The following is a 14,558-nucleotide window of genomic DNA, read 5'->3' as shown; positions in this document are numbered from 1 at the left end:
GTGTGGCTGATCATCCTCTCAGACCAGCTAGGGATCGTCGCCTTGGTGAGCCATTACCCCACCAACTAGCTAATCCCACCTGGGCTAATCCTGACGCGAGAGGCCCGAAGGTCCCCCTCTTTGCTCCCAAGAGATTATGCGGTATTAGCTATCGTTTCCAATAGTTATCCCCCACATCAGGGTATATTCCCAGGCATTACTCACCCGTCCGCCGCTCGTCAGCATTGATAGCAAGCTATCAATCTGTTACCGCTCGACTTGCATGTGTTAGGCCTGCCGCCAGCGTTCAATCTGAGCCATGATCAAACTCTTCAATTAAAGTTTTGTTGGTCTTTCGACCGGCTCAATAAATACTGACTTTAATACCAACTCTTTATAAATAAAGAATGTAATTTTAAAGCTTTTTATCATTTTAAAAATGATAATTAAATAACTGTGCCAAACAATCTTCTCTATAAATAGATTAGGTTATTTGTATTGGTCACTCAGTTTATTGATAAATCTTTCGACTTAACTATTCAGTGAGTGCCCACACAGATTGCATGGTCAAATTGTTAAAGAACAATCTTCTTCGAATTATCAAACATTTGACTGTTTAATCGTTTCGTTGAAGTGGACGGCCATTCTAGCGAAATAACATAAAGTGTCAACCACTTTTTCATTTCTTTTATCAGGCGTATCATCCAATCGATTACTACATAACATCTTCTTTTATAAAGCTGCTTGCGTTTCGATAGAGCAGCAGTATAGAGACAACTGCTACCATCGCAACTACTTTATGCTTTTTATCAATAAAAAGGGTTCATTAGATCAAAAAGCAAACAAAGCGATCAATAATACAATTACAACGCTTTAAATTGCTGACTAAAATTTGATACTTTCTGCCAATCGGTATATTCAACTTCTTTAGTCGTATCTGTTTCGCCATCTGTTAACTTCATAATCAGCTTAATCATAGTGCGATCAAAAAAGTTATAGCGTGGATAACGTAATGCTCCGGCGAAGACCGCCATCATTTTAGGATGCCATGGCGACTTCAATAAAAACTTCTTTATATAAGCACTGGTTGCTGGTGTATCTTTGCCTTCTTTACGCGCAGTTAAATTGACACAAAAGAAAGCGACCTTTGCTTGTTCAAGACTTGTAAGATTTCGCGCTATAAATTGATATAGCTTTTTATTTAAATGGCCATAACGTACAGAGGCACCAACAAGTACTCGGTCATAAGCACTAAAATCAATTTTTGGCTCTAAATGAATATCAACATAATCACATTGATACTGCTCACCTAAATTCTGCTCTATATGGTTAAGGATTTTAATCGTTTGTCCTTCACAACTAGAATGCAGTAATAATACCTTTTCCATGATAGCTCCTTTAGTTACGCCAAAAGGTCGGCGTAAATAAAACTAATAATGTAAATACTTCTAAACGGCCAAATAGCATAGCAATAATGAGGATCCATTTCGCTGAATCATTTATTTGACCAAAATGAACCGCAACTTTGCCTAAACCTGGGCCTAAATTATTAAGCGTTGCCGCCACAGCCGAAAATGCGGTTAATTCATCGATACCTGTCGCAATAAGTGCCAGCATACACACCACAAATACCAAAGCATAAGCAGAGAAAAAACCCCACACGGCATCAACAACTCGTTGAGGTAACGCTTTATGCCCAAGTTTAATGGTGTATACCGCACGTGGGTGTACTAAGCGTTTTAATTCTCGTACCCCTTGCAATGAAAGTAACAACATTCGAATCACTTTCATGCCGCCACCCGTTGAACCTGCGCAGCCTCCTATAAAGGAGGAGAATAATAATAAAACAGGTAAAAATAATGGCCAGTCAGAAAATCCTGTGGTGGTAAACCCTGCAGTGGTAGAAATAGAGACCGTTTGAAATAGCGCTTGATCAAAAGCATCAAAAGAGTGGTCATAAGAATGATGCTTTAATAGCAATCCAAAACAAATCACAAATAGAATAAGTTGCACCACAAAGAATGCTCTAAATTCAGGATCTCGCCAATACGTTTTGAGGTTTATATTGCCATTACCAAACGCAGCAAAGTGAAGGGAAAAATTACAGGCTGAGATTAGAAGAAAAACCACAGTGATCATATTAATGGTAGGACTATTAAAATAACCAATACTGGCATCATGGGTTGAAAAACCACCGATTGCGATCGTTGAAAAACTATGTGATATCGCATCAAAACCACTCATTCCAGCAAGCCAAAACGCTAATGCACAAGCAATTGTTAATGCTAAATATATATACCACAACGTCTTAGCGGTTTCAGCAATACGCGGTGTCATTTTGCTGTCTTTTACTGGCCCCGGCGTTTCAGCGCGATAAAGCTGCATGCCACCGATACCTAGCACGGGTAATATAGCAACGGCTAACACGATAATTCCCATACCACCAAACCACTGTAATAACTGACGATAAAATAAAATCGCTTTTGGTAAGTGGTCAAGACCAACAATGACTGTTGCCCCCGTTGTTGTCAGTGCAGAAAATGATTCAAAAAAGGAGTCAGCAACCGACAAATCTGGATTTTTAGACAACAGAAAAGGCACCGCACCTGCGCTGCCAATAACCGCCCAAAACAACACTACAATTAAAAAACCATCACGGGCTTTTAATTCACGCCGATGATAGCGATTAGGAAACCATAACGCTGATCCACCCGCTAGTAATAAAAAGAAGGTGACAACAAAAGGAAATCCAGCACCATCACGGTAAATCAAAGCCACTAGAGCGGGAATGAGCATCGTGACACTAAATAAAGCGAGCAACAGCCCGACGATACGTATAATTGAACGAAACTGCATGGCCTTAATCGGCCCTCATCTGAAAGTACATAATAGAATAAATAAGGGTTAACTCTCTGACGTTGATGTCGCGACGATCCGCCCACCACTACGATTAACCAACTTGGTACTAAACTCAGCCACAATGCGACTATCAAGTGCTAAATGCATACTGACTTGTTGGGCATAATCAGCCTTCAATTGCGTGCCGCTATATTCGCTTAATAATGATTCAACTAATGAAATCTGATTATAATCACAACATAAAAACAACTCACTGGTGATGATCTTTTGTTGTGTGGTCAGTAACGTTAATGCTTGTTGTACGCCACCACCATAAGCCTTAACTAACCCACCAGTGCCTAAATGGATCCCGCCAAAATAACGTACAACAACGGCAGTTAGTTCACCAACACCGGATCCGGTTAATTGGGCTAATATCGGTTTCCCTGCTGTACCTGATGGTTCGCCGTCATCACTAAAGCCCCACAACATTGAATCTGTCGGTCTACCCGCAACAAAGCCCCAACAATGATGATTGGCACTTGGATGGGCTAACTTTACTTCGTTAATAAACTGCTTAGCCGCTTCAATCGACGCCGTATGGGCCAAATACGTTATAAAATGGCTTTTCTTGATTTCTTCTTCAAAAGTCACTGATTGCAGTGGGATCAAGTAAGGCTCAAAAGTTGACATAAAACATACCCCATCATCAAAAAACAACGGCAGGATAACATATTCCTATCATGACCCAAGCAATGCTCATTATTGCTTACAATGACACTCATTCTATGAATAATCACCTTTAAGATAATGTATCAACCGACAATGTTAAATAAATGTTTAAATTAATTATTGAATTTGTGGTCATTGCAGTTCAGACTAAATATTAACCACTACAGGTCAAACCAGTTAAATCGCACCAGATCCGTCATAGCATGGAATATATGGAGATAGAACATGATTTACCACGGTGAAACACTCTCTGTACACTACCTTGAAGAAGGGATCGCTGAACTCATTTTTGATGCACCAGCTCCCATCAATAAATTTGATCTCGCCACTCTTGAAAGTTTTAATCGAGCGCTTGATGCACTCTACCAACAACCCAACCTTAAAGGCTTAATCCTACGTTCAACCAAAGCGGCATTTATCGTTGGTGCCGATATTACTGAATTTCTAGGATTATTTGCCCTGCCAGCAGATCAACTGTCAAAGTGGCTTCATCATGCCAATACTATTTTTAATAAGTTAGAAGATTTACCCGTTCCAACCATCTCGGCCATTAATGGTTACGCCCTAGGTGGTGGTTGCGAATGCGTACTCGCGACTGATTTTAGAATTGCAGATCATCAAGCGCATATTGGATTACCAGAAACAAAACTCGGGATCATGCCAGGATTTGGAGGGACGGTTCGCCTGCCACGGTTAATTGGCGCTGATAGTGCAATGGAAATAATTACCTCAGGTAAAAATAACAAAGCCGATTCAGCCTTAAAACTAGGATTAATTGATGCGGTGGTTGCCACAGATCTCTTACCAACAGCAGCATTACGTATTATTAAACAAGCTATTGCGGGTGATTTAGATTGGCAGCAACGCCGATCTCAAAAAAAAATGCCATTAAAGCTAACAGCTACTGAAGCATTAATGAGTTTTACCACGGCTAAAGCGATGGTCGCTAATATCGCAGGTAAACATTACCCTGCACCAATGGCGGCAGTGACCGCAATCGAAACCGCTGCAACCTGCGAACGCACACAAGCTTTGGCTATCGAAAACACTCACTTTGTCACCCTTGCTAAAACCGATGTTGCTCAAGCTTTAGTGGGTATTTTCCTAAATGATCAATATTTAAAAAGCAAAGCTAAACAAGCCATTAAAACAGCCCAACCGATACAACAAGCGATGGTACTGGGCGCAGGAATTATGGGTGGTGGCATTGCTTATCAATCAGTAACAAACCATGTCCCCGTTGTCATGAAAGATATCACCAGCAAGGCCTTAACTCTTGGCATGCAACAAGCCGCTAAGTTGCTCAATAAAAAGCTCACTCGAGGGCGGATTGACGGCTTACAAATGGCGGCAACATTAGCCACCATCACCCCAACTCTGACTTATTCTAATTCCAATCACGTTGATATTGTTATAGAAGCGGTAATTGAGAACCCCACAATAAAAGCCGCAGTACTCGCAGACGTCGAACAACAGGTTACCGATACCACGGTCATCACTTCAAACACCTCAACAATCCCAATTAATTTACTCGCGGCTTCATTACAACGCCCTCAAAACTTTTGCGGCATGCACTTTTTTAATCCGGTACACAAAATGCCATTGGTTGAGATCATTCGCGGCCAACACACCTCAAATGAAACCATCGATCAAGTGGTGGCTTATGCGGCTAAAATGCGCAAAACCCCTATTGTGGTAAATGATTGTCCGGGATTTTTTGTTAATCGAGTTTTATTTCCTTATCTAGCGGCATTTAGTTTACTACTACGTGATGGTGGTGATTATCGTCAGATTGATAATGTTATGGAGCAAGATTTCGGGTGGCCAATGGGACCGGCTTATCTGCTCGATGTAGTGGGTATTGATACCGCCCATCATGCTCAAAAAGTGATGGCAGAGGGATTCCCACAACGAATGGCTAAACACGATGCCGATGCTATTGATGTGTTATATGAGCAACAACGCTTTGGGCAGAAGACAGGAGCGGGATTTTTTAATTATCATCTGGATAAAAAAGGTAAACCTAAAAAAACAATTGATCCACACACTGCCCGTTTACTTGCGTCCATTGCAGCAACGTCGACCTCATTTTCAAGCACCACCATTATCGATCGCATGATGATTCCAATGATTAATGAAGTCGTACGCTGCTTAGAAGAAAACATTATTGCGACGCCAGCTGAAGCGGATATGGCATTGGTCTATGGCTTAGGTTTTCCTCCTTTTAAGGGCGGGGTATTCCGTTATTTAGATAACCTAGGTTTAGCCAATTACGTCGCATTAGCCGATAGCCATCAATCACTCGGCCCTTTATATCAAGTACCTGACGGTCTGCGCGCCAAAGCGGCGGCTGATGAGTGTTATTACCCCACCGTTGCTGCGGCATCATTAAGGAGTTGATTATGAATAATGTGGTGATTGTTGACTGTATTCGTACCCCGATGGGACGCTCAAAAGGCGGTGCATTCCGCCATGTACGTGCTGAAAATTTATCGGCACATTTAATGAAAGGATTATTAACCCGTAACCCTCAATTAGATGCGAATAATATAGAAGATATTTATTGGGGATGTGTGCAACAAACCTTAGAACAAGGATTTAATATTGGTCGTAATGCAGCACTACTAGCAGGGATCCCAACCACTGTCGGCGCGACAACCGTCAACCGTTTATGTGGTTCATCCATGCAAGCGCTGCATGATGCCACTCGCGCGATTATGGTTGGTGACGCACAAAGCTGTTTAATTGGTGGCGTAGAACATATGGGTCATGTACCGATGACTCACGGGGTTGATTTCCACCCTGGCCTATCAAAAACTGTCGCTAAAGCCGCAGGAATGATGGGATTAACCGCAGAAATGTTAGCGCGAAAATATGATATTAGTCGTGAGCTGCAAGATCAATTTGGCGCGCGCTCACACCAGCGCGCTCATGCCGCTACGATTGAAGGTCGATTCACCCGTGAGATTTTTGCTACTGAAGGTCATGATAATGAAGGAATTTTAACTAAATATACTACCGATGAAGTGATTCGCCCCGAAACAACCGTGGCGACACTAAGCCAATTACGCCCGATTTTTGATCCCACCCATGGCACGGTAACAGCGGGAACATCATCAGCGTTATCAGATGGCGCGGCGGCAATGTTACTCATGGATGAACGCCAAGCACGCACATTAGGCTTACCCATTCGCGCGCGAATCAAAGCAATGGCGATTGCCGGATGCGAGCCTTCACTAATGGGATTTGGCCCTGTCCCTGCCACTCAAAAAGCATTACAACGCGCAGGGTTACATTTAGATGATATTGATGTCATTGAACTCAATGAAGCCTTTGCAGCACAAACATTACCCTGCATTAAAGCACTGGGGTTAATGGATCACTTTGATGAAAAAATCAACCTTAACGGCGGTGCTATTGCCCTTGGTCATCCATTAGGGTGTTCTGGTGCGCGCATATCAACCACTCTAATTAATATTATGGAACAAAAACAAGCCCGCTTTGGTTTAGCAACAATGTGTATTGGTTTAGGGCAAGGCATTGCCACTATCTTTGAACGAATAGAATAATTACACTCAATATATAGCGTGTCGCTGTTGGTCCTATCATTAAATACATAACATGCAACTTACACATAGATACAATGAGTAAGTTTCATTTTATTCATGAAGATAAGCCGTCTACACTCAATCCTATATTGATTGCTAACCATGAATTTACCGGAGTATTGCAATGTTTAAAGCACTAGTACTAGAACAAGAAGATAAAAAAACACTAGCAACTATTCGCCAAGTGGCAACATCTGAATTGCCTGAAGGTGATGTATTAATTGATGTTGATTACTCTTCATTAAACTATAAAGATGGCTTAGCAATTACCGGTAAAGGTCGTATCGTACGTCAATTTCCTATGGTTCCTGGTGTCGATTTAGCGGGCACAGTGGCTGAATCAAGTGATGATCGTTACCACGTTGGTGATAAAGTGGTATTGACTGGCTGGGGCGTTGGTGAAGGTCACTGGGGTGGCATGGCTGAAAAAGCCCGCCTAAATGCAGATTGGTTAGTACCATTACCTACCAATCTTGATGGCAAACAAGCGATGATGGTCGGTACTGCGGGCTTAACTGCGATGCTGTGTGTACAAGCGATTGTTGATGCTAATGTCAAACCTGAAGATGGCGAGATTTTAGTAACAGGCGCTAGCGGTGGTGTAGGTTCAGTTGCCGTCACTTTACTGGCACAACTCGGCTATAAAGTTGCCGCAGTAACAGGTCGCGCTGAAACCAATGGTCCATTGCTCAAGCAACTTGGCGCAACGACCATTATTGAACGTAGTGTATTTGAAGAACCCGCTCGCGCACTTGATAAACAATTATGGGCTGGCGCTATTGATACTGTTGGTAGCAAAGTACTGGCTAAAGTATTGAGCCAAATTAGTTACAACGGTGCCGTTGCTATTTGTGGTCTGGCTGGCGGCTTTGATTTACCAACGACAGTAATGCCTTTCATTCTGCGTAATATACGTTTGCAGGGTGTTGATTCAGTGATGTGCCCATTTGAAAAACGCCAACAAGCATGGCAACGTCTGACTGAACTCTTACCAACAAGCTACTTTGAACAAGCTTGTCGTGAAGTCACACTTGAACAAGTGGCTGAATGTGCAGAAGCGATCACTAATGGTCAAATCACCGGCCGTGTCGTCATTAAACTGTAATAGCTAAATAATGCCGCATTAATACCGCAGAGTGATGGCCATTAATGAATAAGGTCAGCCATGTGCTGGCCTTTTTATTGACCCAAACATACCACTACAACAACCCGATATCATGAATACGTGAATCTATCAGCCGCCCACATTCTTGTTTAATAATAGTTCGCAGCCATATTTGTGATGCCGAATGTTCACAACGCGCATGCCATAATAATGAATAATCAAAAGGCTTAAACTCAAACGGTAATGGCTTCACAATTAATTGATAACGCTCTGCGACTAAATAGGCTAAGTCAGCGGGTACGGTAATAATCAATGGCATTTGTTCGATAATGGCTAAAGCCGCTTCTAAATGATAAGCCCGTAACACCATTTTAGGTGGCGAATAACCACGTAACTGTTCATCAATTAACGCCTTAACACCATCACTTATTGCAATCATTGCATGAGGATAGGTCAGATAATCCTGCAATGTGAGCGGCTTATTAGCGAGTGGATGATCAGGGCTAACAAGACAAAACACACTCACCAAGCCTAATAACTGATGACATAACGGTTCTATACCAAAACTTGGCCGACAAATTGCCATATCACAGCCACCCGTAGTTAATTGGGATAACACGTTATCATGCCGCAATGGACTAAATTCTAATGCTATATGGGGCGCTTCTTGATAAATACGCGGTAATGCAAAAGGCAAAATAGTCTGCATTGCATAATCAGTGGTGGCGATCTTAAATGTTTGCTCACAGGTAGCGGGATCAAAATCATTTGGCGTCAGTAATAGTCGCAATGACTCTAGCGGTTCATTTAACTGTTCATTTAATTCTAATGCCCGTTGCGTCGGTAGTAATGACTGCCCTTGACGGGTAAACAACGGATCACCGACTAAATCACGTAGTCGGCCAAGAACTCGACTCATTGCCGATTGGCTCAAGTTAAGTCTGATAGCGGCGCGACTTACACTGCCTTCATCCAACAACACCTTTAACGCAACCAGTAAATTTAAGTCACGACGGTAAACATCTTCGAGCTCCATTGTTTTACTTCTCTAACGCTACAAATTAATCAGATATGGCAACAGTATGGCGGGATAGATAAAAAAAATCCCACCTTTTTAAGACGGGAATATTCAACATATCGTATTAATCATCAACACTACTGCTATTTTTTTTGTTGTTCCAATTCGTTTTTATTGGAGAGTTCAAGCCATAAACCAAGGATAGTCGCCAGTAAACCGCCAATAGCAAATAAGCCTGTTGTATGATGACTGGTTAACATAATGGTACTAAATGAAATAATACACAACACGGCATAAATCATTACTCGATCAATTGAGGTTAACATAATATTCTCCTAATCCTTTAGCAAGAAACGTTAATGCCTTGTTAACAACGTTACGCAATTTATCTTGATTTGCCAAGCCTTATTGATTAATTCTTATCCATCAGTATGATCACAATGTCTACAATAATACGTGAAAATTATGACCGCAATTTTTGAAAATCCGACCCATAGCCTCGATGCTCAAGGCTTGCGTTGTCCAGAACCCGTAATGATGGTGCGCAAGACAGTCAGAAGAATGGCAACTGATGAAACCTTATTAGTTATAGCTGATGACCCATCAACGACCCGCGATATACCAAGCTTTTGTCGCTTCATGGATCACACTTTAATCGCCGCAGAAATAGAAACGCTCCCTTATCGCTTTCTAATCAAAAAAGGCGCTAGCAACTAATACCAATAAAAAAGGCAACGTTAATAAACGCTGCCTTTTTAGTTGTTACTGATCACGCTGTTGCTGGCGTAAATTATCCAATTCATGTTGTACCTGACGTAACTCTTTTTTAAGTGGTAATACATAACGTAACCGAACCCATGCATCAACAGACAAGTAGGTTGTAATAATCGTTCCAACCACCATCGGTAACCACATGTCAGTTAACATCATTCCCGCTACATTCAATACAAATGCAATATGAAACAACCAACATTGACTTTGCGGTGAGATCGCTGAAAAGCGCGCCATAGAACCCCCCTACATCACCCAACAGAATTAGAGTTAACGATTAATTAATCTCGACTCTAACATGGTAAATAGTGATTATCTTTTGCTGAAATCACAGTTATAAACTTAAATTAATGAATGTTGTATAACGCTTTAATCCCCCGATCAATGACCGTCGAGTTTCACATGAAACAAAAAAAACCATGCGCCAAAGCCCATGGTTTTTAATATCGTGACACCACGTCATTATTCTCAATTCGAGAAGATTAACCTAGTGGAGATAGAATGATCTCTACACGACGGTTTTGAGCACGACCTTGTGTAGTACTGTTTGTTGCAACAGGACTATTTTCACCACGACCTTGAGAAACAACACGGTTCGCGTTTACACCTTGACGAATAAGGTAGTTACCTACTTCGCCAGCACGTACTTGTGATAGACGTTGATTATAAGCAGCAGCACCAGAACTATCAGTAAAGCCTAAAACGTTCAACTGCGTTTTAGGGTATTCTTTCGCGACTAACGCTACATTATGTAATGCTTCCATCGCACGGCTATTTAATGCAGATTGGTCAACACCAAACGTAATTTCATTTGGCATATTTAAAATGATGTTATTGCCATTACGAGTAACACTGATACCTGAAGAGGCTAATTGCTGACGCAGTTTCGCTTCTTGTACATCCATGTAATAACCAATACCGCCACCTAATGCCGCACCAGATGCTGCACCAATAAGCGCGCCTTTACCACGATCGTGTTTACTTGAAGATGCGATACCAATTGCGGCACCTGCTAATGCACCAATGATTGAACCACCAGTACCTTTTGCAGTCTGGCTTTCACCCGTATAAGGATTTACAGTTGAACAACCGGCAAGAGTAACTGCTGCAACAACAGAAATTACTGCTGCACGTACCCAAGTTTTTGATGCCATCACTTGATTTTTTGACATTTAATTTAAAGACCCATGTTATTGATATGCATATTTCATATCGAATAAAACCTCATTGAATATAATACCAATGAGTTATTTGTTAGCGCTATTGTAATCAACAGATACATTTACGCCATCAAAATAATGTCAAATATTCATGAAATTCCTACGCTAATAAGAGCCAATAATAGGAATTATCTCAAAACAAGCCATAGATGGATAAAAAACACCCACAGCCCCTACTCGCCTCTGGGTTGGCAATGTATACTTGATAATTCATTATTTCATCCACTAATCTCGCGAAGCTGACAATGCAGAAATACGATATTAAAACCTTTCAGGGCATGATCCTCGCGCTGCAGGATTACTGGGGCCAACAAGGCTGTACTATTGTGCAACCTCTTGACATGGAAGTGGGCGCAGGTACCTCGCACCCAATGACATGTCTACGAGCTCTAGGTCCAGAACCAATGGCAGCAGCGTATGTACAACCTTCTCGCCGTCCAACCGACGGTCGTTACGGTGAAAACCCTAACCGTCTTCAGCACTACTATCAGTTCCAGGTAATGCTTAAGCCGTCTCCAGATAACATTCAGGAACTGTACTTAGGCTCATTAGAAGTACTAGGTGTAGATACAAAAGTACATGATATCCGTTTTGTAGAAGACAACTGGGAAAACCCAACCTTGGGTGCTTGGGGTCTTGGCTGGGAAGTTTGGCTTAACGGCATGGAAGTAACACAGTTTACTTACTTCCAACAAGTTGGCGGCATTGAGTGTAAACCTGTAACAGGTGAAATCACTTACGGTATCGAACGTCTAGCGATGTACATTCAAAACGTTGATTCAGTCTATGACTTAGTTTGGACAGATGGCCCATTAGGTAAAGTAACCTACGGTGATATCTTCCATCAAAACGAAGTTGAGCAATCAACTTACAACTTTGAATACGCTGATGTTGATTTCCTATTTACTTTCTTTGACCAGTGCGAGAAAGAATCACTGAAGCTATTAGCACTTGAGCAGCCACTGCCACTACCTGCTTATGAGCGTATTTTGAAAGCAGCACATGCCTTCAACCTACTTGATGCTCGTAAGGCAATCTCAGTGACTGAGCGTCAACGTTACATTCTACGTATTCGCAATGTAACTAAACAAGTCGCTGAAGCTTACTATGCATCACGTGAAGCACTTGGCTTCCCAATGTGTAAAAAAGATAAGTAAGGGATAGCCATGACAGATAAGAATTTCTTAATTGAGCTAGGTACTGAAGAGTTGCCACCCAAGGCACTTCGCACTCTAGCTGAAGCGTTTGCAGCCAACTTTGAAGCGGAACTAAAAGCCGCTAACTTACCTCACCAAGGTATTAAGTGGTATGCAGCACCGCGTCGCCTAGCACTTAAAGTAACAGCGCTTGCTGAAAATCAACCTGACAGAATTGTAGAAAAGCGCGGCCCAGCGATTACGGCAGCATTTGATGCAGAAGGTAATGCGACTAAAGCCGCTCAAGGTTGGGCACGCGGTAACGGTATTACGGTTGATCAAGCTGAACGCATGGTTACCGATAAAGGCGAATGGCTACTGTTCAAGCAAGAAGTAAAAGGCCAACCAGCCCAAACATTACTGCCTGAACTTGCCGCAGCTGCACTGGCTAAACTTCCTATTCCACGCCCAATGCGTTGGGGTAATAAAGACACTCAATTTATTCGTCCAGTAAAAACACTAACGATGCTATTGGGTGAAGAGCTTATCGAAGGCACTATTTTAGGTATTGCTTCTGCGCGTACTATTCGTGGTCACCGCTTTATGGGTGAAGCTGAATTTACTATCGATAATGCTGACCAATACCCTGCGATCTTAGAAGAACGCGGCAAGGTAATGGCAGACTACGATGCACGTAAAGCAATCATTCTAGCCGATGCTAAGAAAGCAGCTGATGCCGTTGGCGGTATTGCAGATCTTGATGATGAGCTAGTTGAAGAAGTTACCTCTCTTGTTGAATGGCCAGTCGTGCTGACAGCTTCATTTGAAGAAGAGTTCCTTAAGGTGCCTTCTGAAGCCTTGGTTTACACCATGAAAGGTGACCAAAAGTACTTCCCTGTTTACGATGCTGAAGGCAAACTAATCCCTAAGTTCATCTTCGTATCTAACATCATCTCAAATGATCCAAGCCAAGTTATCTCAGGTAACGAGAAAGTGGTTCGCCCACGTTTGGCTGATGCTGAGTTCTTCTTTAATACTGACCTTAAGAGAAAGTTAGTTGATCGCCTGCCTCAACTTGAGACAGCTATCTTCCAACAACAATTAGGTACTATTAAAGATAAAACCGATCGTATCACTGAGCTTGCGGGCTACATTGCAGAGAAGATCGGCGCAGATGTCACTAACGCTAAACGTGCTGGCCTACTGGCGAAATGTGACTTAATGACCTCAATGGTATTTGAGTTTACTGAAACCCAGGGTGTTATGGGTATGCACTATGCGCGTCATGATGGCGAAGCAGAAGATGTTGCACTAGCACTAAACGAACAGTACATGCCTCGTTTTGCTGGCGACCAATTACCAAGTACTAGCGTATCATCAGCTGTCGCAATGGCTGACAAACTTGATACTATCGTTGGTATTTTTGGTATTGGCCAAGCACCAAAAGGTAGCGATCCGTTTGCATTACGTCGTGCCTCTCTAGGTGTACTACGTATCATTGTTGAAAATGGTTACGATCTTGACCTTGTCGATTTAGTTGCTAAAGCGCATTCACTATTTGGTGATAAGCTAACTAACGCTAAGGTTGATTCAGATGTAATTGAATTCATGCTAGGTCGTTTCCGTGCATGGTATCAAGACGCAGGCTTCAGCATTGATATTATTCAAGCTGTACTAGCAATGCACCCTACTCAACCATCTGATTTTGACAAGCGTGTTAAAGCCGTAAGTCATTTCCGTGAGTTAGATGCAGCAGAATCACTAGCCGCTGCGAATAAGCGTGTGGGTAATATTCTAGCTAAATTTGATGGTGAACTACCAACAACTGTTAATAACAGCTTATTAGTAGAAGCCGCAGAGAAAGAACTAGCAGCGAAAGTTGAGACAGTAGTCGCAACCCTAGCGCCAGTATTCGCTGCCGGTGATTACCAACAAGCATTAACAGAGCTAGCATCACTACGTGAACCTGTAGATGCGTTCTTTGATAACGTAATGGTAATGGCTGATGACGAACAACTTAAAGTTAACCGTCTAACCTTGCTTAACCTACTACGTAACCAGTTCTTACAAGTAGCCGATATTTCATTACTTCAAAAGTAACGATTCTCGCTAATAAATAAGAATGACTAACCACGCTGCGGCGTGGTTTTT

Annotated in this window: 13 protein-coding genes and 1 rRNA gene; 6 read left to right on the top strand and 8 right to left on the bottom strand. The window is 42.1% G+C overall.

Annotated features, from left to right (window positions below; genetic code table 11):
* The 4 genes from CIK00_RS16350 to CIK00_RS16335 form a co-directional block, all read right to left on the bottom strand.
* Positions 1 to 318 (bottom strand): 16S ribosomal RNA (locus CIK00_RS16350); the annotation flags it as partial.
* Between the two features lie 524 nt (positions 319 to 842).
* Positions 843 to 1,367, bottom strand: coding sequence for a menaquinone-dependent protoporphyrinogen IX dehydrogenase (hemG, locus tag CIK00_RS16345; RefSeq protein WP_101769727.1), 525 nt, complete (start codon positions 1,365 to 1,367; stop codon positions 843 to 845).
* Between the two features lie 10 nt (positions 1,368 to 1,377).
* Positions 1,378 to 2,835, bottom strand: coding sequence for a TrkH family potassium uptake protein (locus CIK00_RS16340; protein ID WP_101769726.1), 1,458 nt, complete (start codon positions 2,833 to 2,835; stop codon positions 1,378 to 1,380).
* A gap of 48 nt (positions 2,836 to 2,883) precedes the next feature.
* Positions 2,884 to 3,510: a YigZ family protein gene (locus CIK00_RS16335; RefSeq protein WP_101769725.1), complete on the bottom strand. Its 627-nt coding sequence runs from the start codon at positions 3,508 to 3,510 to the stop codon at positions 2,884 to 2,886.
* A 264-nt stretch (positions 3,511 to 3,774) separates the two neighbouring features.
* Here CIK00_RS16335 and fadB point away from each other — a divergent pair, with 264 nt between their 5' ends.
* The 3 genes from fadB to acuI all read left to right on the top strand — a co-directional run bounded on the left by fadB (position 3,775) and on the right by acuI (position 8,262).
* Entirely contained in the window at positions 3,775 to 5,949 is a 2,175-nt protein-coding gene (fadB, locus tag CIK00_RS16330) for a fatty acid oxidation complex subunit alpha FadB (RefSeq protein WP_101769724.1), read from the top strand.
* Positions 5,950 to 5,951: 2 nt separating this feature from the next.
* On the top strand, positions 5,952 to 7,118 hold the full coding sequence (fadA, locus tag CIK00_RS16325) for an acetyl-CoA C-acyltransferase FadA (protein WP_101769723.1): 1,167 nt from the start codon (positions 5,952 to 5,954) through the stop codon (positions 7,116 to 7,118).
* Positions 7,119 to 7,281: 163 nt separating this feature from the next.
* Positions 7,282 to 8,262, top strand: coding sequence for an acrylyl-CoA reductase (NADPH) (gene acuI, locus CIK00_RS16320; protein WP_101769722.1), 981 nt, complete (start codon positions 7,282 to 7,284; stop codon positions 8,260 to 8,262).
* A gap of 94 nt (positions 8,263 to 8,356) precedes the next feature.
* Here acuI and CIK00_RS16315 read toward each other — a convergent pair whose 3' ends face one another.
* Both CIK00_RS16315 and CIK00_RS16310 read right to left on the bottom strand, forming a co-directional pair.
* Complete coding sequence (locus CIK00_RS16315; RefSeq protein ID WP_101769721.1) at positions 8,357 to 9,298, bottom strand: LysR family transcriptional regulator; 942 nt, start codon at positions 9,296 to 9,298, stop codon at positions 8,357 to 8,359.
* 125 nt (positions 9,299 to 9,423) lie between these two features.
* A complete protein-coding gene (locus tag CIK00_RS16310) occupies positions 9,424 to 9,606 on the bottom strand; it encodes a hypothetical protein (protein WP_101769720.1) in 183 nt (60 codons plus the stop codon).
* Positions 9,607 to 9,745: 139 nt separating this feature from the next.
* On the opposite strand from CIK00_RS16310, the gene tusA reads away from it, so the two are divergent.
* Complete coding sequence (tusA, locus tag CIK00_RS16305; RefSeq protein ID WP_101769719.1) at positions 9,746 to 9,997, top strand: sulfurtransferase TusA; 252 nt, start codon at positions 9,746 to 9,748, stop codon at positions 9,995 to 9,997.
* Positions 9,998 to 10,042: 45 nt separating this feature from the next.
* Here tusA and CIK00_RS16300 read toward each other — a convergent pair whose 3' ends face one another.
* Together CIK00_RS16300 and CIK00_RS16295 are read right to left on the bottom strand one after the other, a co-directional pair.
* Positions 10,043 to 10,288 (bottom strand): hypothetical protein, encoded by a 246-nt coding sequence (locus tag CIK00_RS16300; RefSeq protein WP_101769718.1) that lies wholly within the window; start codon positions 10,286 to 10,288, stop codon positions 10,043 to 10,045.
* 245 nt (positions 10,289 to 10,533) lie between these two features.
* Positions 10,534 to 11,223 carry an OmpA family protein gene (locus CIK00_RS16295; RefSeq protein WP_101769717.1) on the bottom strand — a complete coding sequence of 230 codons (690 nt, stop codon included), beginning with the start codon at positions 11,221 to 11,223 and terminating at the stop codon, positions 10,534 to 10,536.
* Positions 11,224 to 11,516: 293 nt separating this feature from the next.
* Here CIK00_RS16295 and glyQ point away from each other — a divergent pair, with 293 nt between their 5' ends.
* Positions 11,517 to 12,428: a glycine--tRNA ligase subunit alpha gene (gene glyQ, locus CIK00_RS16290; protein WP_101769716.1), complete on the top strand. Its 912-nt coding sequence runs from the start codon at positions 11,517 to 11,519 to the stop codon at positions 12,426 to 12,428.
* A 9-nt stretch (positions 12,429 to 12,437) separates the two neighbouring features.
* Positions 12,438 to 14,507, top strand: a complete 2,070-nt coding sequence (gene glyS / locus CIK00_RS16285) for a glycine--tRNA ligase subunit beta (RefSeq protein WP_101769715.1) — start codon at positions 12,438 to 12,440, stop codon at positions 14,505 to 14,507.
* Positions 14,508 to 14,558: the final 51 nt, after the last annotated feature.

Source organism: Photobacterium carnosum, assembly GCF_002849605.1.
Classification (GTDB): Bacteria; Pseudomonadota; Gammaproteobacteria; order Enterobacterales; family Vibrionaceae; genus Photobacterium; species Photobacterium carnosum.
This window is presented reverse-complemented; position numbering and strand designations above follow the sequence as displayed.

Excerpts from the sequence above, each read along its gene's own strand:
- hemG (WP_101769727.1), bottom strand. The coding sequence starts at position 1,367 with ATGGAAAAGGTATTATTACTGCATTCTAGTTGTGAAGGACAAACGATT.
- fadB (WP_101769724.1), top strand. The coding sequence starts at position 3,775 with ATGATTTACCACGGTGAAACACTCTCTGTACACTACCTTGAAGAAGGG.
- acuI (WP_101769722.1), top strand. The coding sequence starts at position 7,282 with ATGTTTAAAGCACTAGTACTAGAACAAGAAGATAAAAAAACACTAGCA.
- CIK00_RS16310 (WP_101769720.1), bottom strand. The coding sequence starts at position 9,606 with ATGTTAACCTCAATTGATCGAGTAATGATTTATGCCGTGTTGTGTATT.
- tusA (WP_101769719.1), top strand. The coding sequence starts at position 9,746 with ATGACCGCAATTTTTGAAAATCCGACCCATAGCCTCGATGCTCAAGGC.
- glyS (WP_101769715.1), top strand. The coding sequence starts at position 12,438 with ATGACAGATAAGAATTTCTTAATTGAGCTAGGTACTGAAGAGTTGCCA.
- CIK00_RS16335 (WP_101769725.1), bottom strand. The coding sequence starts at position 3,510 with ATGTCAACTTTTGAGCCTTACTTGATCCCACTGCAATCAGTGACTTTT.
- fadA (WP_101769723.1), top strand. The coding sequence starts at position 5,952 with ATGAATAATGTGGTGATTGTTGACTGTATTCGTACCCCGATGGGACGC.
- glyQ (WP_101769716.1), top strand. The coding sequence starts at position 11,517 with ATGCAGAAATACGATATTAAAACCTTTCAGGGCATGATCCTCGCGCTG.
- CIK00_RS16315 (WP_101769721.1), bottom strand. The coding sequence starts at position 9,298 with ATGGAGCTCGAAGATGTTTACCGTCGTGACTTAAATTTACTGGTTGCG.
- CIK00_RS16340 (WP_101769726.1), bottom strand. The coding sequence starts at position 2,835 with ATGCAGTTTCGTTCAATTATACGTATCGTCGGGCTGTTGCTCGCTTTA.
- CIK00_RS16295 (WP_101769717.1), bottom strand. The coding sequence starts at position 11,223 with ATGTCAAAAAATCAAGTGATGGCATCAAAAACTTGGGTACGTGCAGCA.
- CIK00_RS16300 (WP_101769718.1), bottom strand. The coding sequence starts at position 10,288 with ATGGCGCGCTTTTCAGCGATCTCACCGCAAAGTCAATGTTGGTTGTTT.